Source organism: Streptomyces daqingensis (assembly GCF_014645895.1).
In the GTDB taxonomy this organism is placed as follows: domain Bacteria; phylum Actinomycetota; class Actinomycetes; order Streptomycetales; family Streptomycetaceae; genus Streptomyces; species Streptomyces daqingensis.
Map to the genome: position 1 here is coordinate 37881 of NZ_BMMP01000017.1, position 24858 is coordinate 62738.

General features: G+C 66.4%; 21 protein-coding genes. 17 read left to right on the forward strand and 4 right to left on the reverse strand.

Features of this window, described 5'->3' with window-relative positions:
- Nucleotides 1–46: 46 nt before the first annotated feature.
- Genes IEY56_RS23005 through IEY56_RS23020 form a run of 4 tightly spaced genes read right to left on the reverse strand, consistent with a single transcriptional unit; the run spans nucleotide 47 to nucleotide 3463 of the window.
- Nucleotides 47–1294 (reverse strand): tyrosine-type recombinase/integrase, encoded by a 1248-nt coding sequence (locus IEY56_RS23005; protein ID WP_189039203.1) that lies wholly within the window; start codon nucleotides 1292–1294, stop codon nucleotides 47–49.
- Nucleotides 1294–1488: a helix-turn-helix transcriptional regulator gene (locus tag IEY56_RS23010; RefSeq protein WP_189039204.1), complete on the reverse strand. Its 195-nt coding sequence runs from the start codon at nucleotides 1486–1488 to the stop codon at nucleotides 1294–1296. The genes IEY56_RS23005 and IEY56_RS23010 overlap by 1 nt, the downstream gene beginning before the upstream one ends.
- The gene (gene repSA / locus IEY56_RS23015; RefSeq protein WP_189039257.1) at nucleotides 1485–2873 is read right to left on the reverse strand and encodes a replication initiator protein RepSA; all 1389 of its coding nucleotides are present in this window, start codon (nucleotides 2871–2873) and stop codon (nucleotides 1485–1487) included. The genes IEY56_RS23010 and repSA overlap by 4 nt, the downstream gene beginning before the upstream one ends.
- Nucleotides 2874–2899: 26 nt before the next feature.
- Nucleotides 2900–3463: a hypothetical protein gene (locus tag IEY56_RS23020; RefSeq protein ID WP_189039205.1), complete on the reverse strand. Its 564-nt coding sequence runs from the start codon at nucleotides 3461–3463 to the stop codon at nucleotides 2900–2902.
- A 208-nt stretch (nucleotides 3464–3671) separates the two neighbouring features.
- Between IEY56_RS23020 and IEY56_RS23025 the strand changes: the two genes are divergently transcribed.
- The 17 genes from IEY56_RS23025 (at nucleotide 3672) to rpsJ (ending at nucleotide 24851) form a co-directional block, all read left to right on the forward strand.
- Nucleotides 3672–4430 carry a GntR family transcriptional regulator gene (locus IEY56_RS23025; RefSeq protein WP_189039206.1) on the forward strand — a complete coding sequence of 253 codons (759 nt, stop codon included), beginning with the start codon at nucleotides 3672–3674 and terminating at the stop codon, nucleotides 4428–4430.
- Entirely contained in the window at nucleotides 4430–4981 is a 552-nt protein-coding gene (locus IEY56_RS23030) for a P-loop nucleotide/nucleoside kinase family protein (protein WP_189039207.1), read from the forward strand. The genes IEY56_RS23025 and IEY56_RS23030 overlap by 1 nt, the downstream gene beginning before the upstream one ends.
- 883 nt (nucleotides 4982–5864) lie before the next feature.
- Nucleotides 5865–6134 carry a hypothetical protein gene (locus tag IEY56_RS23035; protein WP_189039208.1) on the forward strand — a complete coding sequence of 90 codons (270 nt, stop codon included), beginning with the start codon at nucleotides 5865–5867 and terminating at the stop codon, nucleotides 6132–6134.
- Nucleotides 6135–6452: 318 nt separating this feature from the next.
- Nucleotides 6453–6887 carry a 50S ribosomal protein L11 gene (gene rplK / locus IEY56_RS23040; RefSeq protein WP_028433846.1) on the forward strand — a complete coding sequence of 145 codons (435 nt, stop codon included), beginning with the start codon at nucleotides 6453–6455 and terminating at the stop codon, nucleotides 6885–6887.
- A gap of 98 nt (nucleotides 6888–6985) precedes the next feature.
- Complete coding sequence (rplA, locus tag IEY56_RS23045; protein WP_189039209.1) at nucleotides 6986–7708, forward strand: 50S ribosomal protein L1; 723 nt, start codon at nucleotides 6986–6988, stop codon at nucleotides 7706–7708.
- Nucleotides 7709–7851: 143 nt separating this feature from the next.
- The gene (locus IEY56_RS23050) at nucleotides 7852–8739 is read left to right on the forward strand and encodes an SCO4651 family lipoprotein (RefSeq protein ID WP_189039210.1); all 888 of its coding nucleotides are present in this window, start codon (nucleotides 7852–7854) and stop codon (nucleotides 8737–8739) included.
- Nucleotides 8740–9045: 306 nt separating this feature from the next.
- Nucleotides 9046–9585, forward strand: a complete 540-nt coding sequence (gene rplJ, locus IEY56_RS23055) for a 50S ribosomal protein L10 (protein WP_189039211.1) — start codon at nucleotides 9046–9048, stop codon at nucleotides 9583–9585.
- Between the two features lie 108 nt (nucleotides 9586–9693).
- Nucleotides 9694–10083, forward strand: coding sequence for a 50S ribosomal protein L7/L12 (gene rplL / locus IEY56_RS23060; protein ID WP_189039212.1), 390 nt, complete (start codon nucleotides 9694–9696; stop codon nucleotides 10081–10083).
- Between the two features lie 517 nt (nucleotides 10084–10600).
- The gene (gene rpoB, locus IEY56_RS23065) at nucleotides 10601–14086 is read left to right on the forward strand and encodes a DNA-directed RNA polymerase subunit beta (protein WP_189039213.1); all 3486 of its coding nucleotides are present in this window, start codon (nucleotides 10601–10603) and stop codon (nucleotides 14084–14086) included.
- 127 nt (nucleotides 14087–14213) lie between these two features.
- The gene (locus IEY56_RS23070) at nucleotides 14214–18113 is read left to right on the forward strand and encodes a DNA-directed RNA polymerase subunit beta' (RefSeq protein WP_189039214.1); all 3900 of its coding nucleotides are present in this window, start codon (nucleotides 14214–14216) and stop codon (nucleotides 18111–18113) included.
- 77 nt (nucleotides 18114–18190) lie between these two features.
- Nucleotides 18191–18712, forward strand: coding sequence for a DUF1707 and DUF4190 domain-containing protein (locus IEY56_RS23075; protein WP_308424175.1), 522 nt, complete (start codon nucleotides 18191–18193; stop codon nucleotides 18710–18712).
- A 282-nt stretch (nucleotides 18713–18994) separates the two neighbouring features.
- Complete coding sequence (gene rpsL, locus IEY56_RS23080) at nucleotides 18995–19366, forward strand: 30S ribosomal protein S12 (protein WP_003948652.1); 372 nt, start codon at nucleotides 18995–18997, stop codon at nucleotides 19364–19366.
- Between the two features lie 2 nt (nucleotides 19367–19368).
- Nucleotides 19369–19839 (forward strand): 30S ribosomal protein S7, encoded by a 471-nt coding sequence (rpsG, locus tag IEY56_RS23085; RefSeq protein WP_045867030.1) that lies wholly within the window; start codon nucleotides 19369–19371, stop codon nucleotides 19837–19839.
- 39 nt (nucleotides 19840–19878) lie between these two features.
- Nucleotides 19879–22002, forward strand: coding sequence for an elongation factor G (gene fusA / locus IEY56_RS23090; RefSeq protein WP_045867031.1), 2124 nt, complete (start codon nucleotides 19879–19881; stop codon nucleotides 22000–22002).
- 220 nt (nucleotides 22003–22222) lie between these two features.
- Nucleotides 22223–23416, forward strand: a complete 1194-nt coding sequence (gene tuf, locus IEY56_RS23095; RefSeq protein ID WP_189039215.1) for an elongation factor Tu — start codon at nucleotides 22223–22225, stop codon at nucleotides 23414–23416.
- Between the two features lie 152 nt (nucleotides 23417–23568).
- Nucleotides 23569–24000, forward strand: a complete 432-nt coding sequence (gene panD, locus IEY56_RS23100; RefSeq protein ID WP_189039216.1) for an aspartate 1-decarboxylase — start codon at nucleotides 23569–23571, stop codon at nucleotides 23998–24000.
- A 542-nt stretch (nucleotides 24001–24542) separates the two neighbouring features.
- Complete coding sequence (gene rpsJ / locus IEY56_RS23105) at nucleotides 24543–24851, forward strand: 30S ribosomal protein S10 (protein WP_016909683.1); 309 nt, start codon at nucleotides 24543–24545, stop codon at nucleotides 24849–24851.
- The last annotated feature ends 7 nt before the right edge of the window (nucleotides 24852–24858 follow it).

Here is a 24858-nt window from a genome sequence, read left to right on the forward strand (position 1 = left end):
CAGCGCCTTAGCGTTGATCAGGGGCTGTTTCACGCCCTGTGGGCCGTCACGGGGCCGTGGAGGACTTCCGGGCCGTGCGGTACATCTCGTCCACGGCCTTCCGGGTCCGGGTCTCACTGGCCGGCATCAGGTGCGTGTACGTGCGCAGAGTGAAGCCCGGATCGGCGTGACCGAGGTACGTGCTCAGCGCCTTGATGTTCTCGCCGGAGTCGAGCAGGACCGAGGCGTAGAAGTGCCGGAGCGCATGCACGCCGTCTTCGCGGGACTCCTTGTACCTCTCACCAGGGCCGGGCACCGGGATCACACCCGCTTGAGCGAGAGCGGGCTTCCAGACGTGCTTGTTGAAGTCGTTCCGTCGCAGGGCGCCCAGCTCTGAGCCGGTGAAGTAGAGGAGTCGCGTCACCGGAGGTCCGTCGGAGCGGAGCCACGGCAGGGTGATTTCTACAGGCGGGAATGCCGTCATGTGCTCGGCCAGGGCGAAGGCCACCGAGTCGGGCAACGGCACGTCCCGGAGCTTGCCGTTCTTCGGAGGCGCGAACAGCAGCCGACCATTGACGAGCTTCACCTGCGTCGTGACATGCAGCACTCCCGTCAGGGGATCTACGTCATCGACTGCGAGCCCGAAGATCTCGCCCTGACGGAGCCCGCATCCCGCACCGACGTCGATGATCGCGCGCATGCGATCAGGCAGAGACTGGCGTACGGCGAAGACCCGATCCGCAGTCCACGGGGCAATTCGGCCGGCCGAAGGCTTCGGACGCTGCACCGACCGAGCCCGGCACGGATTCCGCGCGAGATAGCCGTCATCGACAGCGGCTGAGAGCACGGCCGAGACGTTCCCGAAGATCACACGCCGGTACGAACTAGCGGCTCCGGAGTCCTCCAGCAGCCGAGCCCACGAGCGGATGTGTGAAGGCTGGAACGATACCAGCGGACGCGGGCCCAGATGCGGGAAGGCGTGCAGACGCAGCCGCATCTCGACAGCGTTGCGCGTCGTGACGTCGGTGGTCTGCGACGCCAGCCAATCCATCGCGTATCGCTGGAACGTGACCTTGCCCGCCTTGGGGTCGATGTAGTGCCCCCGGCTCATGTCCGCTTCAACGTTGGCGAGCCAGGCGTCAGCCTTGCGCTTTTGCTTGTCGGGGAAGGACTGGCTCTTCTCGGTACCGTCCGGCGCGACGTAGCGGGCGCGGTAGCGCATGCCGGTGCCGTGGCGGTCGGTCTTGACCTTGACGGGTTTGCCGTTGGGGCCGGTGGTGGTCTTGTACCAGCGGTCTTGGACGTGCCCGGCCATCAGGCAGCCTCCTCAATCTGGGAGGTGACCCAGGCCCGGACGTCTTCGGGGTCGTAGCGAAGGTGCCGACCAACCCGGAAGCCGCGGGGACCGGTGCGCTTGCGGCGCCACTGGTAGACCGTCTCGACTGGGACGCCCAGCAGGTCGGCAAGGTCGAGCGGAGTCAGGTACCGCTCAGGCAGCGGACGCCTCATGCCGCCACCTCCCAGTCGTCCAGGTCTGCGAGGGCTTCGCGTGCGGTTTCGCGGTTGGTTTGCAGGTCGCGGTGGATGTTGGCGGCGAGCCAGGATTCGCCGGGTGTGTGTCCGTGGCCGGCGTAGGTCCAGTGGGCGAGCACGAGCGTGGAGCCCTCCGTGTCGTCGGGGTCGGGGAGTCCGCGTTCGCGGTGTTCCTGGCGGGCGCGGTAGTCGGCTCGGGTCTGGCGGAGGGCGCCGAGGGTGGTGGAGTAGCGGCGGGACTTGGTGGAGAAGTGGCCGCGGAAGCCGAGCATGTGAGCCCAGGCCCACAGCTTCCGGTCCGGGTAGAGCGCATCGAGATCGCGGCAGGCGCGGATCATCCGCCGTGTGTGGTCGGGCAGTTCGGGGTGCTTGTCGAGTTCGCTCATCTCGCCGATGCGGCGGTCCAGGGTGCCGGTGGTCTCGGCTGCCTTGGTGGCGTACTTGGCGACGTAGGAGGCCACGGCCTGTTCGTTGAGTTCCTGCCCCTCATCCCCGCCAACCGGGCGCACGTCGACTTGGGTGCCCCAACGCAGTTCCCGGGCGGGATGGTCACCGGATGCCGGCACCGGTACCGCGACCCGAGTGGCGGCGGCCTGGATCGCATCTGCGAGTAGGCCCGTGCTGGCCCAGGAGGGCGGGATCGTCTCGGGGCCTGCGGGCCCGTCGATACGGATGATGGCGTGGAAGTGGATCGCGCCACGGCGCTGGAACTCTGCGACCTTCCCGAAGGACACCTTTGCCTGATCAGCCAGAGCGGCTTGGGAGAGCCCGGCGCGTGCGGCGATCTCGCGGCGTAGGTAGATCGTGAAGCGCTGCCACAACTGCCCGGCGTGGTTGTTCCACAGCACCGCCCCGGCGTAGTCGTAGCGCTCCGGGTCGACCGCCGTCCCGAGTGCCGGAGAATCTTCCGGGTGTCGGGTCCCGCAGATGCAGCGGCCCGAGGCAGGGCGGTTGTGGACCGGGCCGAAGGAGGGTGCGGTCAGGGTGGCGAAGACCTTGGGGTGGGTGCGCACCGTGGCGGGGGTGCCTTTGCGGGGGTCTCCGGTGAGTCCGGCCCGGATGAGGTGGAAGGTGTCCCCGGCGTAGGTCCAGGCGCACGAGGGGCAGCGCGAGGCGCGGCGGTTGCCGCACGCCAGCCGTAGCGTGCCGCCCGGTTCGTGCTCGGTGGAGTAGGAGTAGAGCACCTGCCCTGTCTTGGCGTCGCGGGTGACGGTGCCGCCCTGCAGGCGGATCGGGTCGGAGCAGCCGCCGGTACGGCGCACCTGTTCCTGCCATCGGTCGAAGCCAGGGGAGTTGGCCACCCGCAGCAGGTCCGCCAGAGTCACAGGGTCGGTGCCGAACGCGGCAGCCGAAGGGGCCACCGCTTCAGGCGAGACGGGGAAGGTAGTCACGCGGCCACCGCCATGAACTCGACCGTGGTCGGGGGCTCGTCGTCGCGGCATACCCAGCAGGAGCGATAGCCCTCCTCGTACCACTCGGCCTCAACGTCGATGACCCACAGACCCCAGACCTCACCAGTGCCCTCGCACTTGGGGCACCCGCCGTCGAACGCGACCTGCTTGCGAGCCAGGGCCTCAGCATTCGGTCGGAAGTGCAGGATCGAGTTCGCGGCCATCTGTCCGGCCAGGTCGATACGGGCCTTGTTGGGGAAGCGCTCGGCCTCCGCCCGCTTCTGTTCAGCGGAGAGGCTCTTGTTGAGCCAACAGAGCCGGTAACCGGAGTGCAGCGCAGCCGTGCGGTACAGGAACTCCAGGCCCATACGAGTCGCACCCTGAACAATCCAGAACTCCAGCCGATCCCGGTCCCCACGCTGAGAGCGGCAGTCGTTCGGCATGTCGGATGCGTACAGCGCCACGGCCCGCTCTGCATTCGTCAGGTCCGAGACCGAAATCGACATTTCCGTCGGCGTTAAAGATGCGACGTGCGAAGCGGCCAACGTCACAGGCATCATGAGAGTGCCCCTTCAAGGGTCAGGGAGCGGCTGTCTGCTTGGCGGTAGGAGCCGCTCCTTGCTTTGCCTGGTCGCTGACCAGGCATTTCGTGCTCTTCGAACCGAGCGAATCAACGAAGTGCACATCCCTAAGGTTCCCTAGGGCACCCTAGGGTGTCAAGGGGTAAGCTAGGGAACCGACCCACTGACGCGAGAGGGGGCTGACGAAATGGCCGATTTGACCGAAAGTCGCGCGCCATACGCGCGCATTGCTGCCCATTACGCGGAGCTGATCACGTCTGGCGACCTGCAGCCGGGCACGCTCTTGCCGAGCATCAAGAACCTCTCGCAGGAGTGGCAAGTCAGCACGGCAACCGCTGAGAAGGCCCTAAGGAAGCTCCGCAACGAGGGTCTTGTCCGGGGGATTCACGGCATCGGCACAGAGGTGCTAGATCGCCCGGCCCCCATGTCCTCGGGATCGCAACGCCAAGATCGAGGCAGAGTGACTGGGTCAAGCTGGGGATCAGGGGAACGATCCGATTCCCACCAGGCCACCGTCACGCCGGCGCCCACCGACGTTGCCCAAGCGCTGGACATCAAGCCGGGCTCGGACGTGATCAGGCGGCGCCGTGTGTATCGCGACCGTCACGGGATCGTCGCGCACTCAACATCTTGGATTCCGGCCCGGTACGGGAAGCTGATCCCTCAGCTTGCTAAGAGCGAGCGACTGACTGGGGGAACCTCGCTCCAGCTCATCGCAGAGACCACCGGCAGGCCGATCACCCACCGCATCGACAGTGCATCGGCCCGACTGCTGACCCCCGAGGACGCGAAGCTCTTGGAGCTGGACCCCGCGAATCCCCCCGCAGAGCCGGTGGTCATGATGACTGCCAAATTTCTCGATAGTGATGGCGACATTGTTGAGTACGGCGTCGACCTCGGAGGCCCTGGCCGAACTTGGCGTACGGAGTCGGAAGTCACCCAGTAATGACGATCAACCACGTCCGTCGACCGCAGTGCGTCCTCATGGTCGGGCTGCCTGGCTCGGGCAAGACAACGCTCTCCCGGGCGCTCGAGGACCAAGGCTTCCTCAGACTGTGTCCAGACGAAGAGATGTACCGCCGACACGGCGTCTACGGAGTGGACTTCCCCCGCGGTTCGTTTCCCACCTTGGAACGCCCAGTCCTAGAGGAGACCTCAGTTGAGTTGAGGGACCACCTCAAGGCCGGGCATGACGTGGTGGTCGACCACGGGTTCTGGACGCCGAGCGAACGTGAGCGTTGGCGGTCGATTGCTTCCAGTGCAGGCGCCGCGGTAGCGATGGTGTACCTGGAGGCGACTCACGAAGAACTCTGGTCGCGTGTGAGCAAGCGGAATGCACAGCATGAAGCAGACCCGAACTCGATCTACTTCTCGGAAGACGATTTGAGTCGCTATCGGAGGCGGTTTGTCCCTCCTGAGCCAGACGAGCCACATCTTGTGTACGACGGTGAGCCCGAGTCCGTGCTCAAGGAGTTGGAAGCACCGCCAGCTCCATAGGCAAGGCCCCTGAACCGCTGTCGCTCGTTACAGGTTTCTCTACTTCATCAAGACCACCCTTCGGGTGGGGAGGTGTGGGGGTTCGCCTGGCGGTGCGCTTCAGTGGGAACCGGTCGAAGGGGACGGCCGGCACCGGTCAGCCTCAACGGCAGTGAGCAGGGAGCCGGGGAAGCTGCCGTACGGGAGCTACCGAACCAGGCCCGCGCCAGCCGGAAGGCCCAGCCCACAGGGGCAACGTGTCGGCGCCAGCACCGCGATGGCGGGGAAGCTCTTGCCCTTCGGGCATCCGGTCGCTTGGCAGATCAGTCGGCTTCACAGCCGTCGCTACGGACACGCCCTCCGGCCCGCACATGCGGGCCGCTCGGGGCTCGCGGCTGCGGCTCCGCTCCTGCCTCCGGCCCGCGCCGCCGCGCCGCAGCCCCGCGCCGCAAAGCGCCGCGAGATGTCCGATAGACGCTTTGATCCACCAAAGCCCGCGCCGAACCCACGGGAGAGCAGAACCCCGCCCACGGGCAACGCACCCCACAGCCCCAAGCGCCAGCCACCAGCAGCCAGGCAGGATCGAAGCAACGATGCGGCGCACACCGAGTTCCGTGCCAGGCCCGGAGCAGCCACCCGCCGAACCCCAAGGCGCAGGAAGAAGAGGGGCGGAGAAGAAGGGGTGTGAGCGGGGGTCGGCCGGCTCCACGGCTTTAAGCAGCCACTTTGGGGCGAGCCTCTAAGATCAGGGGCTCACTTCGGGCTATTGCGGGCAGGCGAGATGCTGCCCGAGTCGCGGCAAGCTTACGAGCCCCTGATCTCTCGCCCCAAAGCAGCTCCAGCTCAAAGCCGCTCCACCGACCTCTGAGTAGTTGAATGACTACGATGAGTTACGATAACCCACATGAACCAACGCTCAGAGTGGCAGCCCGCCACCGTCCACTTCCGTGAAGCCATCTCGCTGTACGAAGGTCGCCCAGCCGTGATGGCCACAGAGTCCCTGAAGGTTCGAACGGAACCAGGCTGGGTGCACATCGACATCACCACGAACAACGACCTCGAAGATGCACTGATCGCTGAAATCCCGTCGGACCGCATCGCTCGAATCAACCGGACGATGCCCGTCGCAGAACTCAAGGCTCGGATGCCGCGCGTACGCAGCTCAGACCAGTGAGAGTGGTCGTGTCGTGACTTCGGGCCGCCACTGGGCCGTGCGGGAGCGACCAACGGCGACAGATGACGACAACTGCCAGAGGGATCAGTGCAGGTCAAAAGGGTGCGCTAACGAGGAACTGCACGTGGCAGACTCGGCGGGCCACTTCCAGAAGAACTGAGTCGCACCGACCGCTTCCGGCAGCTCCTGTGCGGCCTCCAGGCCGTCTGAGCTGCCGGTTTCAGTGCGCACCACGGTACGGGCTATCGTGGTGCGGTATGCCTCCATGCGGATGACGGATGGAGGCGAATCACCTCTCACTAAAGACCCGGAGAGAGCATGCCTCCCAAGAAGAAGAAGGTCGCGGGGCTGATCAAGCTCCAGATCCAGGCCGGCGCCGCCAACCCGGCCCCGCCGGTCGGCCCGGCGCTGGGTCAGCACGGCGTCAACATCATGGAGTTCTGCAAGGCCTACAACGCGGCGACCGAGTCGCAGCGCGGCTGGGTCATCCCCGTGGAGATCACGGTCTACGAGGACCGCTCCTTCACGTTCATCACGAAGACGCCGCCGGCGTCGAAGATGATCCTGAAGGCCGCGGGCGTGGACAAGGGCTCCGGCACCCCGCACACCACCAAGGTCGCCAAGATCACCCGCGACCAGGTGCGCGAGATCGCCACCACGAAGATGCCCGACCTCAACGCCAACGACCTGGACCAGGCGGAGAAGATCATCGCCGGTACCGCTCGTTCGATGGGCGTGACGGTCGAGGGCTGACCGGCCCCAGACCTGTGGGAGGGCCCGCGCAGGCCCGGACCACGACTCCGTATTTGTCGTGAGGCGAGCGCCGCACGACGCCACTGTCAGGAGCAGAAGTGAAGCGCAGCAAGTACTTCCGCGAAGCGGACGCGAAGATCGACCGGGAGCGTCTCTACGCCCCGCTCGAGGCCGTCCGTCTCGCCAAGGAGACCTCCACGAAGAAGTTCGACGCGACCGTCGAGGTGGCCATGCGTCTGGGCGTCGACCCGCGCAAGGCCGACCAGATGGTCCGCGGCACCGTGAACCTGCCGCACGGCACCGGCAAGACCGCCCGGGTCCTGGTCTTCGCGACCGGTGACCGTGCAGCCGCCGCGGAGGCCGCCGGCGCCGACATCGTCGGCGCGGACGAGCTGATCGACGAGGTCGCCAAAGGCCGTCTGGACTTCGACGCCGTCGTCGCCACTCCGGACCTGATGGGCAAGGTCGGCCGCCTCGGCCGCGTGCTCGGTCCGCGTGGTCTCATGCCGAACCCGAAGACCGGGACCGTCACCCCTGATGTCACCAAGGCTGTCAACGACATCAAGGGCGGCAAGATCGAGTTCCGGGTGGACAAGCACTCGAACCTCCACTTCATCATCGGCAAGGCCTCCTTCGACGACGCCCAGCTCGTCGAGAACTACGCCGCGGCCCTCGAAGAGGTGCAGCGGCTGAAGCCGTCGGCCGCCAAGGGCCGCTACGTCAAGAAGGCCTCCATCACCACGACGATGGGCCCCGGCATCCCGGTCGACCCCAACCGCACCCGCAACCTCCTCACCGAGGAGGACCCGGCCGCCGTCTGAGCCGAGCTCGGCGCCACGGGCGTGATCTGAACCCACTGGGCCCTGTCCTCCGCGGAGGACAGGGCCCAGTGGCGTTGTACGTCCTGACTACGGGCGGGATAGGCTCGTGCGCCGACAGTGCAAGTTCACACCAGGGGGATCTGATGCGTCAGGCTCGAATCGCCGCTGCTGCGGCCTCAGTTGCTCTGATGGCCGGGCTCACGGCCTGCGGCGGCTCCGACAACGCCGGAGGCGGCGGGTCGGACAAGGACGGCCTCTCGCCCGCTCAGGCGGTGCTCGCCGAGCTGAGGCAGGCGTCGAAGAACACCGATGAGCAGGATTCGGCCAAGGTCGAGTCCGAGCAGACGCAGCACACGCCGCAGGGCGAGATGTCCACGAAGTCCGAGGGCGCGCTCGACTGGTCCGGCGGCGGCACCACCGCCGAGATGACGGTCACGCAGCAGGGCGCCGCGGCCAAGAAGCTGCCGACGAGCGGCAAGCCCATGCCGGCGAAGTACACCGAGGACGCCATGTACCTCAACATGGGCGACGACTTCGCGTCCACGGCGGGCAAGGGCAAGCACTGGCTGAAGTACGACTACGACAAGCTCGCCGAGCAGGCGGGGCCGTCGGGCGCACTCATCAAGGACCAGATGCAGAACAACAACCCCGCCCGCTCCGTGGAGCTGCTGCTGGCCAGCGGCAAGGTGAAGAAGATCGGGACGGAGAAGGTCAAGGGCCAGGAGACCGACCACTACCGCGGCACGCTCAAGGTCGACGAGCTGGCGCGGATGCAGTCCAAGAAGTTGACCGAGAAGGAGCTGGACCAGCTGTCCGACCAGCTGAAGGAGCAGGGTTTCAAGACCCAGACAGTCGACCTGTGGATCGACGGTGACGACCTGCTCGTGAAGAAGCAGGAGACGGCCAAGGGCACGAACGGCGACCTGGACTCGACGGCGTACTACTCGGACTACGGCACCGACGTCAACGTCGAGCCGCCGGCGGCCTCCGACACGCTTTCCTTCGAGGACGTGCTCGGCTCGCAGAGCTGACGCCGACCGGGGGAGTCCCGGCAGGCAGAAGCCGTACGCGGGCGGCCCGGCAGCGGATTTGGAGCTGGCGGGCCGTTCGCGTAATCTCGTACGAAGCCAAAGACCGCTGGTCGTCATCTTGCTCAATCGGGAGCACGGTGACCGAAGGATCCGCTAGCTGCGGGCGACCCGCGTAGGTGAATGAGGAAGCTCCTGTGGCATGCACGTCGCCATAGTCGAGCCACGCCCCATGCGCCTGCGCTGGGGCGTTTCGTCGTTCCAGCCCCTTCCGAGCGGTCCTCATCACCCGGAAGGAGGCCGAGGCTCATGGCGAGGGACCAGGTCGCTCCCGACAAGATCGCCGCCGTTGAGGAGATCACGAACAAGTTCCGTGACTCCAACGCCGCAGTGGTCACCGCGTACACCGGGCTTTCGGTGGCTCAGCTCAAGGAGCTGCGCCGCTCGCTCGGTGAGAACGCCCAGTACCGCGTGGTGAAGAACACGCTGACCAAGATCGCGGCGAACGAGGCCGGGATCAACGAGCTCGACGAGTTCTTCCAGGGCTCGTCGGCCGTCGCCTTCGTCACCGGTGACCCGGTCGCGGCGGCGAAGGGTCTCCGTGACTTCGCCAAGGACAACCCCTCCCTGGTCGTCAAGGGTGGGATCGTCGACGGCGCGCTGTACAGCGCCGAAGACCTGAACAAGCTCGCGGCGCTCGAATCCCGCGAGGTGCTGCTCTCCAAGCTGGCCGGCGGCATGAAGGCGTCCATGGCGAAGGCCGCGGCCACCTTCGAGGCTCCGCTGACGAAGTTCGCCCGCACCGCGGACGCGCTGCGCAGCAAGGTCGAGCAGGGCGGTGCCGAGTAATTCGGCTCCCGTCGAGGCCGGGTAGCCAACCGCGTCCGGCCGCAGCGGGCCGAAAGCCCGCCGATACATACACACGGCACCAGCCGAACTAGTGGAAGGACCGCCATCATGGCGAAGCTCAGCCAGGACGAGCTGCTCGAGCAGTTCAGCGAGATGACCCTCCTCGAGCTCTCCGAGTTCGTGAAGAAGTTCGAGGAGAAGTTCGACGTCGAGGCTGCCGCTCCGGCCGCCGTCGCCGTCGCGGCCCCCGGTCAGGGTGGTGGCGAGGCCGCCGCCGCCGAGGAGCAGGACGAGTTCGACGTCATCCTCACGGGTGCCGGCGACAAGAAGATCCAGGTCATCAAGGTCGTGCGTGAGCTGACCTCGCTGGGTCTGAAGGAGGCCAAGGAGCTCGTGGACGGCACCCCGAAGCCGGTCCTCGAGAAGGTCGCCAAGGACGCTGCCGACAAGGCCAAGGAGTCCCTCGAGGGCGCCGGCGCCTCCGTCGAGGTCAAGTGACCTGCCGAGTCGTATGACTCTCCAGCCAGGGGCGATCACCCAGCCGGGTGGTCGCCCTTCGGCGTCCCTGGAAGGGTTCCGGGCCTCCCGGAACGGGCGGGTATGGTGATCTTCGGGCTCGTGGGGCCCTTGACGAACCGCACTCGGCGCGCGATTCTCTGGGACGCGCCACACATCGATCTGTGTTCCGAGGCATGGATCGAAGGCGAAGCGGGAAGTGTTGCGGCAAGCACGTTCCGCCCCGACGATCCGAGGCCGTCGGGACGGGCCGCGGCGGAGATGAACAACTAGGGGGCCCTCCCGGAGGGAACGAAGGACAGGGTCCTCCCGGAGGAGAGATTGCCACCGGCTGGAGGCGGAGACCGGGACGCTACCCGGTCCCCGGAAATCTGCTCTGGACATCAGTGGGCCTTGTGGCTACACTGACCCTTTGCGCTGCCTGTTAGCTGCTCCCTGCCCGTCACCAGGGGCCACCGGTATGCGCGTAGAGAGTCCGAGCCCTCGGAAGGACCCCCTCTTGGCCGCCTCGCGCACTGCCTCGACTGCCAATTCGAACAACGGCGCCAGCACCGCCCCGCTGCGTATCTCTTTTGCAAAGATCAAGGAGCCCCTCGAGGTTCCGAACCTCCTCGCGCTCCAGACCGAGAGTTTTGACTGGCTGCTCGGTAACGAAGCCTGGAAGTCCCGGGTCGAGGCGGCGCTGGAAAGTGGAAACGACGTCCCGACCAAGTCCGGTCTGGAGGAGATTTTCGAGGAGATCTCCCCGATCGAGGACTTCTCCGGGTCGATGTCGCTGACGTTCCGCGACCACCGTTTCGAGCCGCCGAAGAACTCGATCGACGAGTGCAAGGAGCGTGACTTCACTTACGCCGCTCCGCTCTTCGTCACCGCTGAATTCACCAACAACGAGACCGGCGAGATCAAGTCCCAGACGGTCTTCATGGGCGACTTCCCGCTCATGACCGGCAAGGGCACCTTCGTGATCAACGGCACCGAGCGTGTCGTCGTCACGCAGCTCGTCCGCTCGCCGGGCGCTTACTTCGACAGCTCCATCGACAAGACGTCCGACAAGGACATCTACTCCGCCAAGATCATTCCTTCCCGGGGTGCCTGGCTGGAGATGGAGGTCGACAAGCGCGACATGGTCGGTGTGCGCATCGACCGCAAGCGCAAGCAATCCGTGACCGTGCTGCTCAAGGCCCTCGGCTGGACGAACGAGCAGATCCTCGAGGAGTTCGGCCAGTACGAGTCGATGCGGGCCACCCTGGAGAAGGACCACACCCAGGGCCAGGACGACGCGCTGCTCGACATCTACCGCAAGCTGCGTCCGGGCGAGCCCCCCACGCGTGAGGCCGCGCAGACGCTGCTCGAGAACCTGTACTTCAACCCGAAGCGGTACGACCTGGCCAAGGTCGGCCGGTACAAGATCAACAAGAAGCTCGGCGGGCACGAGTCGCTGGACTCCGGCGTGCTCACCACCGCCGACGTCATCGCCACGATCAAGTACCTGGTGAAGCTGCACGCGGGCGAGACGGAGTCCACGTCGGCCGAGGGCGACCACATCGTCATCGAGACCGACGACATCGACCACTTCGGCAACCGCCGCCTGCGCAACGTCGGCGAGCTCATCCAGAACCAGGTCCGTACCGGCCTCGCCCGTATGGAGCGCGTCGTCCGCGAGCGGATGACCACCCAGGACGTCGAGGCGATCACGCCGCAGACGCTGATCAACATCCGGCCGGTCGTCGCCTCCATCAAGGAGTTCTTCGGCACCAGCCAGCTGTCGCAGTTCATGGACCAGACGAACCCGATCTCCGGGCTCACCCACAAGCGCCGTCTCAACGCGCTCGGCCCGGGTGGTCTGAGCCGTGAGCGGGCCGGCTTCGAGGTCCGTGACGTGCACCCCTCGCACTACGGCCGCATGTGCCCGATCGAGACGCCCGAAGGCCCGAACATCGGTCTGATGGGTTCGCTCGCGTCGTACGGACGGGTCAACGCGTTCGGCTTCGTCGAGACCCCGTACCGGAAGGTCGTCGACGGCGTCGTCACCGACGAGGTGCACTACCTGACGGCCGACGAAGAGGACCGCTTCGTCATCGCCCAGGCGAACGCGCCGCTCACCGAGGAGATGCGGTTCGCCGAGGACCGCGTCCTGATCCGCCGCCGCGGCGGCGAGGTCGACCTCATCCCCGGTGACGACGTGGACTACATGGACGTCTCGCCGCGCCAGATGGTGTCGGTCGCGACGGCCATGATCCCCTTCCTCGAGCACGACGACGCCAACCGCGCGCTCATGGGGTCGAACATGATGCGGCAGGCCGTGCCGCTCATCAAGACCGAGTCGCCGCTGGTCGGCACCGGCATGGAGTACCGCTGCGCGGTCGACGCCGGTGACGTCATCAAGGCCGAGAAGGACGGCGTCGTCCAGGAGGTCTCCGCCGACTACGTCACGGTGACCAACGACGACGGCACGTACACCACGTACCGCGTCGCGAAGTTCACCCGCTCCAATCAGGGCACCTCCTTCAACCAGAAGGTGCTCGTGGACGAGGGCGCCCGCGTCGTCGAGGGGCAGGTGCTGGCAGACGGCCCGTCCACCGAGGAGGGCGAGCTGGCCCTCGGCAAGAACCTGCTGGTCGCGTTCATGCCGTGGGAGGGTTACAACTACGAGGACGCGATCATCCTCAGCCAGCGTCTGGTGCAGGACGACGTCCTCTCCTCGATCCACATCGAGGAGCACGAGGTCGACGCCCGCGACACCAAGCTGGGCCCGGAGGAGATCACCCGGGACATCCCGAACGTCTCCGAGGAGGTCCTGGCCGACCTGGACGAGCGCGGCATCATCCGCATCGGTGCCGAGGTCGAGGCCGGCGACATCCTGGTCGGCAAGGTCACCCCGAAGGGTGAGACAGAGCTGACCCCGGAGGAGCGCCTGCTCCGTGCGATCTTCGGTGAGAAGGCCCGCGAGGTCCGTGACACCTCCCTGAAGGTGCCGCACGGCGAGACCGGCAAGGTCATCGGCGTCCGCGTCTTCGACCGCGAGGAGGGGGACGAGCTTCCCCCGGGCGTGAACCAGCTGGTGCGCGTCTACGTGGCCCAGAAGCGCAAGATCACCGACGGTGACAAGCTCGCCGGCCGGCACGGCAACAAGGGCGTCATCTCCAAGATCCTTCCGGTCGAGGACATGCCGTTCCTCGAGGACGGCACCCCCGTCGACGTCATCCTCAACCCGCTCGGCGTCCCGTCCCGGATGAACCCGGGACAGGTGCTGGAGATCCACCTGGGCTGGCTCGCCTCCCAGGGCTGGAACGTCGCGGGAATCGACGAGGAGTGGGCGCGCCGTCTGCAGCAGATCGGCGCGGACGACGTCGAGCCGGGCACGAACGTCGCCACACCGGTCTTCGACGGTGCGCGCGAGGACGAGATCACCGGCCTGTTCCAGGCCACGGTCCCGAACCGGGACGGCGACCGGATGGTGCTGCCCTCCGGTAAGGCCCACCTGTTCGACGGCCGTTCCGGCGAGCCGTTCCCGGACCCGATCTCGGTCGGCTACATGTACATCCTCAAGCTGCACCACCTGGTCGACGACAAGCTGCACGCCCGCTCGACCGGCCCGTACAGCATGATCACCCAGCAGCCGCTGGGCGGTAAGGCCCAGTTCGGTGGCCAGCGCTTCGGTGAGATGGAGGTGTGGGCCCTGGAGGCGTACGGCGCCGCGTACGCGCTGCAGGAGCTGCTCACCATCAAGTCCGACGACGTCACCGGCCGGGTGAAGGTCTACGAAGCCATCGTCAAGGGCGAGAACATCCCCGAGCCGGGCATTCCTGAGTCGTTCAAGGTGCTCATCAAGGAGATGCAGTCGCTCTGCCTCAACGTGGAGGTGCTGTCCTCGGACGGCATGTCCATCGAGATGCGTGACACCGACGAGGACGTCTTCCGCGCGGCGGAGGAGCTCGGTATCGACCTGTCCCGGCGTGAGCCGAGCAGCGTCGAAGAGGTCTGACGGGCTTGGCCGGGACGCGACCACCAGGCGTTCCGGCCTCCCCCTCGGCCCTGGGGGCCTGGAGGCTCCGGCCTCCAAACCCCGTTCAGACCATTCATCGACACAACCCTGAGAGGGATTGACGAGAGTGCTCGACGTCAACTTCTTCGACGAACTGCGGATCGGCCTCGCCACCGCCGACGACATCCGTCAGTGGTCGCACGGCGAGGTCAAGAAGCCGGAGACCATCAACTACCGCACGCTCAAGCCCGAGAAGGACGGACTCTTCTGCGAGAAGATCTTCGGTCCGACCCGGGACTGGGAGTGCTACTGCGGCAAGTACAAGCGCGTCCGCTTCAAGGGCATCATCTGTGAGCGCTGCGGCGTCGAGGTGACCCGCGCCAAGGTGCGCCGTGAGCGGATGGGCCACATCGAACTGGCCGCGCCCGTCACGCACATCTGGTACTTCAAGGGCGTCCCGTCCCGTCTGGGCTACCTGCTCGACCTCGCCCCGAAGGACCTGGAGAAGGTCATCTACTTCGCGGCGTACATGATCACGTACGTCGACGAGGAGCGCCGCACGCGCGACCTGCCCTCCCTGGAGGCGCACGTCGGCGTCGAGCGTCAGCAGATCGAGCAGCGCCGCGACGCCGACCTCGAGGCCCGGGCCAAGAAGCAGGAGTCCGACCTGGCCGAGCTCGAGGCCGAGGGCGCCAAGGCGGACGTCCGCCGCAAGGTGCGCGAGGGCGCCGAGCGCGAGATGAAGCAGATCCGCGACCGCGCGCAGCGCGAGATCGACCGTCTCGACGAGGTGTGGTCGCGCTTCAAGAACCTCAAGGTCCAGGACCTGGAGGGCGACGAGCTGCTCTACCGCGAGCTGCGCGACCGCTTCGGGACCTACTTCGACGGCTCCATGGGCGCCGCTGCCCTGCAGAAGCGCCTGGAGACCTTCGACCTGGACGAGGAGGCGGAGCGCCTCCGCGAGATCATCCGCACCGGCAAGGGCCAGAAGAAGACCCGTGCGCTCAAGCGCCTCAAGGTCGTCTCCGCCTTCCTGCAGACCAGCAACAGCCCCAAAGGCATGGTGCTCGACTGCGTGCCGGTGATCCCGCCGGACCTGCGTCCGATGGTCCAGCTGGACGGTGGCCGCTTCGCGACCTCCGACCTCAACGACCTCTACCGCCGTGTCATCAACCGCAACAACCGTCTGAAGCGTCTGCTCGACCTCGGTGCGCCCGAGATCATCGTGAACAACGAGAAGCGGATGCTGCAGGAGGCTGTGGACGCGCTCTTCGACAACGGCCGCCGCGGCCGCCCGGTCACGGGCCCCGGCAACCGTCCGCTGAAGTCGCTGTCCGACATGCTCAAGGGCAAGCAGGGCCGCTTCCGTCAGAACCTGCTCGGCAAGCGCGTCGACTACTCGGCCCGTTCCGTGATCGTCGTCGGCCCGCAGCTCAAGCTGCACCAGTGCGGTCTGCCGAAGGCGATGGCGCTGGAGCTCTTCAAGCCGTTCGTGATGAAGCGCCTGGTCGACCTGAACCACGCGCAGAACATCAAGTCGGCGAAGCGCATGGTCGAGCGCGGCCGCACGGTCGTGTACGACGTGCTGGAAGAGGTCATCGCGGAGCACCCGGTGCTGCTCAACCGCGCACCGACCCTGCACCGCCTCGGCATCCAGGCCTTCGAGCCGCAGCTGGTCGAGGGCAAGGCCATTCAGATCCACCCGCTCGTGTGCACCGCGTTCAACGCGGACTTCGACGGTGACCAGATGGCCGTGCACCTGCCGCTGTCGGCGGAGGCGCAGGCCGAGGCCCGCATCCTGATGCTGTCCTCGAACAACATCCTCAAGCCGGCCGACGGCCGTCCGGTGACCATGCCCACGCAGGACATGGTGCTCGGGCTGTTCTTCCTCACCACCACCGAGGAGCAGCGCGAGACGGTCGGCGACGGCAGGTCGTTCAACTCCACCGCCGAAGCGATCATGGCGTTCGACGCCGGGGAGCTCTCCCTGCAGGCCGAGATCGACATCCGCTTCCCGATCGGCTCCGTGCCGCCGGCGGACTGGACGCCGCCGATGCCCGAGCAGGGCGAGCCCGAGTGGCAGCCCGGCGACGGCTTCCGGCTGCGGACGACGCTGGGCCGCGCGCTCTTCAACGAGCTGCTGCCCGAGGAGTACCCGTACGTCGAGTACTCGGTCGGCAAGAAGGAGCTCTCGCAGATCGTCAACGATCTGGCCGAGCGCTACCCGAAGGTGACCGTCGCCGCGGCGCTGGACAACCTGAAGTCGGCCGGTTACTACTGGGCGACCCGTTCGGGCGTCACCATCGCCATCTCGGACGTCGTCGTGCCCGACGCCAAGCCGGAGATCATCGCCGGTTACGAGGCGCAGGACGAGAAGGTCCAGAAGCAGTACGAGCGCGGTCTGATCACCAAGGACGAGCGCACGCAGGAGCTCATCGCGATCTGGACGAAGGCGACCAACGAGGTCTCCGAGGCGATGAGCGAGAACTTCCCGAAGACGAACCCGATCTTCATGATGGTCGACTCGGGCGCCCGAGGGAACATGATGCAGATGCGTCAGATCGCGGGTATGCGCGGTCTGGTGTCCAACGCGAAGAACGAGACCATCCCGCGGCCCATCAAGGCGTCGTTCCGTGAGGGTCTCTCCGTGCTGGAGTACTTCATCTCCACGCACGGTGCCCGTAAGGGTCTCGCGGACACCGCTCTGCGTACCGCCGACTCCGGCTACCTGACGCGTCGCCTCGTCGACGTCTCGCAGGACGTGATCATCCGCGAGGAGGACTGCGGCACCGACCGCGGCCTCAAGCTGGAGATCGCGGCCAAGGGCGCCGACGGCGTGCTGCGCAAGGCGAACGACGTCGAGACGAGCGTGTACGCGCGCTGCCTCGCCGAGGACATCGTCGTCGACGGCAAGGTGCTGGCCCCGGCGGGCACCGACCTGGGCGACGTGCTCATCGACGAGCTGGTGCGGCACGGCGTGGAGACGGTCAAGACCCGCTCGGTCCTCACCTGCGAGTCGGCGGTCGGCACGTGCGCCATGTGCTACGGGCGTTCGCTGGCCACCGGCAAGCTGGTCGACATCGGCGAGGCCGTCGGCATCATCGCGGCCCAGTCCATCGGTGAGCCCGGCACCCAGCTGACGATGCGTACCTTCCACACCGGTGGTGTGGCCGGTGACGACATCACGCAGGGTCTGCCGCGTGTCGTCGAGCTGTTCGAGGCCCGTACGCCCAAGGGCGTGGCGCCGATCTCCGAGTCGGCCGGCCGGGTCCGCATCGAGGAGACGGAGAAGACCAAGAAGGTCGTCGTCACCCCGGACGACGGCTCGGACGAGACCTCGTACGCCGTGTCGAAGCGTGCACGCCTGATGGTGGGCGAGGGCGACCACGTGAGCGTCGGTCAGGCGCTGACGGTGGGTGCCACCAACCCGCACGACGTGCTGCGCATCCTCGGCCAGCGTGCGGTCCAGGTGCACCTGGTCGGCGAGGTCCAGAAGGTCTACAACTCGCAGGGCGTGTCGATCCACGACAAGCACATCGAGATCATCATCCGGCAGATGCTGCGCCGCGTGACGATCATCGAGTCCGGTGACGCCGAGCTGCTGCCGGGCGAGCTGGTGGAGCGCACGAAGTTCGAGGGTGAGAACCGTCGGGTCGTGCAGGAGGGCGGTCACCCCGCCTCCGGCCGTCCGCAGCTGATGGGTATCACCAAGGCTTCGCTGGCCACCGAGTCGTGGCTGTCGGCGGCGTCCTTCCAGGAGACGACCAGGGTCCTCACCGACGCGGCGATCAACGCCAAGTCGGACTCCCTGATCGGCCTCAAGGAGAACGTCATCATCGGTAAGCTCATCCCGGCGGGTACGGGCCTGTCCCGCTACCGCAACATCCGGGTGGAGCCCACCGAAGAAGCCAAGGCCGCGATGTACTCGGCCGTCGGCTATGACGACATCGACTACTCGCCGTTCGGTACGGGCTCCGGGCAGGCCGTTCCGCTTGAGGACTACGACTACGGGCCGTACAACGCCTGAGCCGGTCCAACGGCCTGAGCCGAGGTCATAGCTCTGCTACAGAGGGCGGTCACCCCTACCGGGGATGGCCGCCCTCTGTGCAATATGAGGTTCTGGGGGTGGTGCGGATGCTGGCGGGAAACGCGGACCGGGACCGAGCGGCCGACGTGCTCAAGGCTGCCTACGCGGAGGGCAGGCTGACGAAGGACGAGTACGACTACCGCATCGGCCGTGCCATGGCCGCGCGCACGATCGAGGAGCTGCAGCAGCTCACCGCGGACGTCCCCAACGGCCCCAGCGCCCTGCCGCCGACCTATCAACGGCCGCAGCCGCACCCGCAGGGGCAGCTGATGCCTCTGCAGCAGCCGCCGCCGATCGTTCCGTACGCGCCCCCGCACAGGCCGCAGAACGGCACGGCGACGGCGGCACTGGTCTGCGGGATCATCTCGCCGCTTGTCTGGGGGCTTTCGGCGATCCCCGCGGTCATCCTCGGGCACAAGGCGCGGAACGAGATCAGGCGTACCGGTGAGCAGGGCGAGGGCGCCGCGACCGTGGGGCTCGTTCTCGGCTGGTTGTGGATCGCACTGGGCGCGATGATGATGCTCTTCATCGTGGGCTGAGGGCGCCTGCGAGCTGCACTTCGGCTGCGTGGATACTTGTTTTGACCGGGGACGACGCGATAGGTACGCTCTGACCTTGTGCCTGGGGTGCCCCCTGCGCTCCCGTAAGCGGATCTGACGCTCGGGAAAAGAGTCGGCGGCACCGGAATCTGCATGCCTTTCACCTGAGAGGTCCCTCGTTTCAGCGCGAGACCGTGCAGTCTCCGACACACCCGACCTCGTGGGTCGGGGATGTGGCCCAGGTTAGTTTTACCGAGACGGCACACAGAAACCGGAGAAACTGTGCCTACGATCCAGCAGCTGGTCCGGAAGGGCCGGCAGGACAAGGTCGAGAAGAACAAGACGCCCGCACTTGAGGGTTCCCCTCAGCGTCGTGGCGTCTGCACGCGTGTCTTCACCACCACCCCGAAGAAGCCGAACTCGGCCCTGCGTAAGGTCGCGCGTGTGCGTCTGACCAGCGGGATCGAGGTCACGGCCTACATTCCGGGTGAGGGCCACAACCTGCAGGAGCACTCCATCGTGCTCGTGCGTGGCGGCCGTGTGAAGGACCTGCCGGGTGTTCGCTACAAGATCATCCGCGGCTCCCTCGACACGCAGGGCGTCAAGAACCGCAAGCAGGCTCGCAGCCGCTACGGCGCCAAGAAGGAGAAGTAAGCATGCCTCGTAAGGGCCCCGCCCCGAAGCGCCCGGTCATCATCGACCCGGTGTACGGCACTCCTCTGGTGACCTCCCTCATCAACAAGGTGCTGCTGAACGGCAAGCGTTCCACTGCGGAGCGCATCGTCTACGGCGCCATGGAGGGCCTGCGTGAGAAGACGGGCAACGACCCGGTCATCACGCTGAAGCGCGCGCTGGAGAACATCAAGCCGACCCTCGAGGTCAAGTCCCGTCGTGTCGGTGGCGCCACCTACCAGGTGCCGGTCGAGGTCAAGCCCGGCCGCGCCTCCACTCTCGCGCTGCGCTGGCTCGTGGGCTACGCCCGCGCCCGCCGTGAGAAGACCATGACCGAGCGCCTGCTGAACGAGCTGCTCGACGCCTCCAACGGCCTCGGCGCAGCAGTGAAGAAGCGCGAGGACACCCACAAGATGGCCGAGTCCAACAAGGCCTTCGCGCACTACCGCTGGTAGTCGCAGACCCCATCGAGACCGAGAGAAGACTGAAGCCTTATGGCTACCACTTCACTTGACCTGGCCAAGGTCCGGAACATCGGGATCATGGCCCACATCGACGCGGGCAAGACGACGACCACCGAGCGGATCCTGTTCTACACCGGTCGCAGCTACAAGATCGGTGAGGTCCACGACGGCGCAGCCACGATGGACTGGATGGCCCAGGAGCAGGAGCGCGGCATCACGATCACGTCTGCCGCGACGACCACTCACTGGCCGCTCAACGACGTCGACTACACCATCAACATCATCGACACCCCCGGGCACGTCGACTTCACCGTCGAGGTGGAGCGTGCGCTGCGTGTGCTCGACGGTGCGGTGACGGTGTTCGACGGCGTGGCCGGCGTCGAGCCGCAGTCCGAGACCGTCTGGCGGCAGGCGGACCGGTACGGCGTGCCGCGTATCTGCTTCGTCAACAAGCTCGACCGGACCGGCGCGGAGTTCCACCGCTGCGTCGACATGATCGTGGACCGCCTCGGCGCGGTGCCGCTGGTCATGCAGCTTCCGATCGGGACCGAGGCGGACTTCAAGGGCGTCGTCGACCTCGTCAGCATGAAGGCGATGGTCTGGTCGCCCGAGGCGAAGATGGGCGAGATGTACGACACCGTCGACATCCCGGCCACGCACCTCGAGGCCGCCGACGAGTGGCGCGGCAAGCTGCTCGAGGCCGTCGCGGAGAACGACGAGGAGATGATGGAGCTGTACCTGGAGGGCCAGGAGCCCACCGAGGAGCAGCTCTACACGGCGATCCGCCGCATCACTCTCGCCTCCACCGGCGCCGAGGGCACGATCACGGTCACCCCGGTGTTCTGCGGTACCGCGTTCAAGAACAAGGGCGTGCAGCCCCTGCTCGACGCGATCGCCCGCTACCTTCCCTCCCCGCTGGACGTCGAGGCCATCGAAGGCCACTCCGTCAAGGACTCGGAAGAGGTCCTGACGCGGAAGCCGTCCGAGGAGGAGCCGATGTCGGCGCTCGCTTTCAAGATCGCGAGCGACCCGCACCTCGGCAAGCTGACCTTCATCCGCGTCTACTCCGGCAAGCTGACCACCGGCTCGCAGGTGATGAACTCGGTGAAGGGCAAGAAGGAGCGCATCGGCAAGATCTACCGGATGCACGCGAACAAGCGTGAGGAGATCGAGTCGGTGGGTGCCGGCGACATCGTCGCCGTCATGGGTCTCAAGCAGACCACCACCGGCGAGACCCTCTGCGACGCGAGCAACCCGGTGATCCTGGAGTCGATGGAGTTCCCGGCTCCGGTGATCGAGGTCGCCATCGAGCCGAAGTCGAAGGGCGACCAGGAGAAGCTGGGCGTCGCGATCCAGCGGCTGGCCGAGGAGGACCCGTCCTTCCAGGTCAAGACCGACGAGGAGACCGGCCAGACGATCATCGCGGGCATGGGCGAGCTGCACTTGGACGTGCTGGTCGACCGCATGAAGCGCGAGTTCAAGGTCGAGGCCAACGTCGGCAAGCCGCAGGTGGCGTACCGCGAGTCGCTGCGCAAGCCGGTCGACAAGGTGGACTACACCCACAAGAAGCAGACCGGTGGTTCCGGTCAGTTCGCGAAGGTGCAGATCGCTGTCGAGCCGCTCGAGGGTGACGGCTACGAGTTCGTCAACCAGGTCACCGGTGGCCGCATCCCCAGGGAGTACATCCCGTCCGTGGATGCCGGCTGCCAGGAGGCCATGGAGTTCGGCGTACTGGCGGGCTACCCGCTGACCGGCGTCCGCGTGACGCTGCTCGACGGTGCCTTCCACGACGTCGACTCCTCCGAGATGGCGTTCAAGATCGCCGGTTCCATGGCGTTCAAGGATGCCGCCCGGAAGGCGAGCCCGGCCCTGCTGGAGCCCATGATGAAGGTCGAGGTCACCACGCCCGAGGAGTACATGGGCGACGTGATCGGCGACATCAACTCCCGCCGTGGCCAGGTTCAGTCCATGGACGACAGGAGTGGCGCCAAGCTCGTCACCGGCCTGGTCCCGCTGTCGGAGATGTTCGGTTACGTCGGCGACTTGCGCAGCAAGACCTCCGGCCGTGCCAACTACTCCATGCAGTTCGACTCCTACGCCGAGGTTCCGCGGAGCGTCGCAGAGGAGATCATCGCGAAGGCCAAGGGCGAGTAACTCGACGTTCCTCACCCATTAGGCTGGAGCAAAGGCATTCGGGGCACTCCGGCACAGACCGTACGGCTCGTCCGGCGGCTGTGCCGGGGTCCCGGCCGCCAGCCCCCCAGGGAACCGGTCAAGGGCAACCCCCTCGGGGTCCTGGCCAGTTCATAACGACCACCTGAACCCCTCCGCAGAATGTGGAGGGTGTACAGCACCAGTCCACAGGAGGACCCCAGTGGCGAAGGCGAAGTTCGAGCGGACTAAGCCGCACGTCAACATCGGCACCATCGGTCACATCGACCACGGTAAGACGACTCTTACCGCGGCGATCACCAAGGTGCTGCACGACAAGTACCCGGAGCTGAATGAGGCTTCCGCGTTCGAGAACATCGACAAGGCGCCGGAAGAGCGCCAGCGCGGTATCACCATCTCCATCGCGCACGTCGAGTACCAGACGGAGAACCGTCACTACGCGCACGTGGACTGCCCGGGTCACGCGGACTACATCAAGAACATGATCACCGGTGCCGCCCAGATGGACGGTGCCATCCTCGTGGTCGCCGCCACCGACGGCCCGATGCCGCAGACGAAGGAGCACGTCCTCCTGGCCCGCCAGGTCGGCGTTCCCTACATCGTGGTCGCCCTCAACAAGGCGGACATGGTGGACGACGAGGAGATCATGGAGCTCGTCGAGCTCGAGGTCCGTGAGCTCCTCTCGGAGTACGAGTTCCCGGGCGACGACGTTCCCGTCGTCAAGGTCTCGGCGCTCAAGGCCCTCGAGGGCGACGCCGAGTGGGGCGACTCCATCGTCAAGCTGATGGACGCCGTCGACGGCGCGATCCCGCAGCCCGAGCGTGACGTCGAGAAGCCGTTCCTGATGCCGATCGAGGACGTCTTCACGATCACCGGTCGCGGTACGGTCGTCACCGGCCGTATCGAGCGCGGTGTCCTGAAGGTCAACGAGAATGTCGACATCATCGGCATCAAGGAGACCAAGACCTCGACGACCGTCACCGGTATCGAGATGTTCCGCAAGCTCCTCGACGAGGGCCAGGCCGGTGAGAACGTCGGTCTGCTCCTCCGTGGCATCAAGCGCGAGGACGTCGAGCGCGGCCAGGTCATCATCAAGCCGGGTTCGGTCACGCCGCACACCGAGTTCGAGGCGCAGGCGTACATCCTGTCGAAGGACGAGGGTGGCCGTCACACCCCCTTCTTCAACAACTACCGTCCGCAGTTCTACTTCCGCACCACGGACGTGACCGGCGTCGTGACCCTCCCCGAGGGCACTGAGATGGTCATGCCGGGCGACAACACCGAGATGAGCGTCCAGCTCATCCAGCCCGTCGCCATGGAAGAGGGCCTGAAGTTCGCCATCCGTGAGGGTGGCCGTACGGTGGGCGCCGGCCAGGTCACCAAGATCGTCAAGTGACCTCGACGCGTTAGCGTTCCCGGCCATCGCTGCTGGGGGAGAGGGCCCGTACGACTCCGGTCGTGCGGGCCCTCTTCGCTGCCCGTCTACGATGGACGAGCCGGCGCGCACCTCTGCCACGGGGGCGCGACCTTCTCTCAGGGAGCCGCTTCATGCTGCGCACCATGTTCAAGTCCAAGATCCACCGTGCGACGGTGACGCAGGCGGACCTGCACTACGTGGGATCCGTCACCGTCGACGCCGAACTCATGGACGCCGCCGACCTGTTGGCGGGTGAGCTCGTCCACATCGTCGACATCACGAACGGCTCGCGGCTGGAGACGTACGTGATCGAGGGCGAGCGCGGCTCCGGTGTGATCGGTGTCAACGGGGCCGCGGCGCACCTGGTGCACCCCGGTGATCTGGTCATCCTGATCAGCTACGCGCAGGTCGACGACGCGGAGGCGCGATCACTGCGGCCCGCCGTGGTGCACGTCGACGCGGACAACCGGATCGTCGGACTGGGCGCGGACGCTGGCGAGCCGGTACCGGGCAGTGACTCGGTGAGGAGCCCGCTGGCCGTTCCGGCCCCGGCGGTGAGCTAGGGGAGCGCTCTCCGGTTGGGGCGTCCGGGCCTTCATCGGCGACTCCGAAACAGGTACGGGTTGCTCGCTGCGCGGACCGGGCGCCCCGGAACGGGAAGGCAGCACACTCGAAGTGCTGAACGCCACACGAGGATGCGCCCGGTGAAATCCTTTGAAAGGCCGTGAACACGGGCCTGTCGGCCGCCGTGGGCTCGATTGGCATGAGCCAAACGCCTTATGGCACACTGTGCAGGTTGCTCGGTTGAGTGCCGATGCTGCGCGCCTCCCGCCGGGAGGACTGGAAGCGAGTCCCAGAGTATTCGTCGCCCCTTATCAGGAGCGGAAGTACGGGAATCTTCCGGGAAGTGCAGGAGGGGCTTCCAGCCAGGCACCTGGTGGGTCTGTACCCCCGGTTCTTCCTTTCGCAAGGAACACACCGCGATTCTTCGCGGCTCGTTGCCGGAAGGAAGCCGACACGCCCGACCGCGTGGGTCGGACGGGTCGTCGGAGGACAGAACCCATGGGTTCCAGAGCGTTACGAGAGACAGGACTACGAAGTAGCCATGGCGGGACAGAAGATCCGCATCCGGCTCAAGGCCTACGACCACGAGGTCATCGACAACTCGGCGAAGAAGATCGTCGAGACGGTGACCCGCACTGGAGCGTCGGTCGCGGGCCCGGTGCCGCTGCCCACAGAGAAGAACGTGTACTGCGTCATCAAGTCGCCGCACAAGTACAAGGACGCGCGCGAGCACTTCGAGATGCGCACCCACAAGCGTCTGATCGACATCCTCGACCCGACGCCCAAGACCGTTGACTCGCTGATGCGCCTGGACCTCCCGGCCGGCGTCGACATCGAGATCAAGCTCTGAGGGGTGC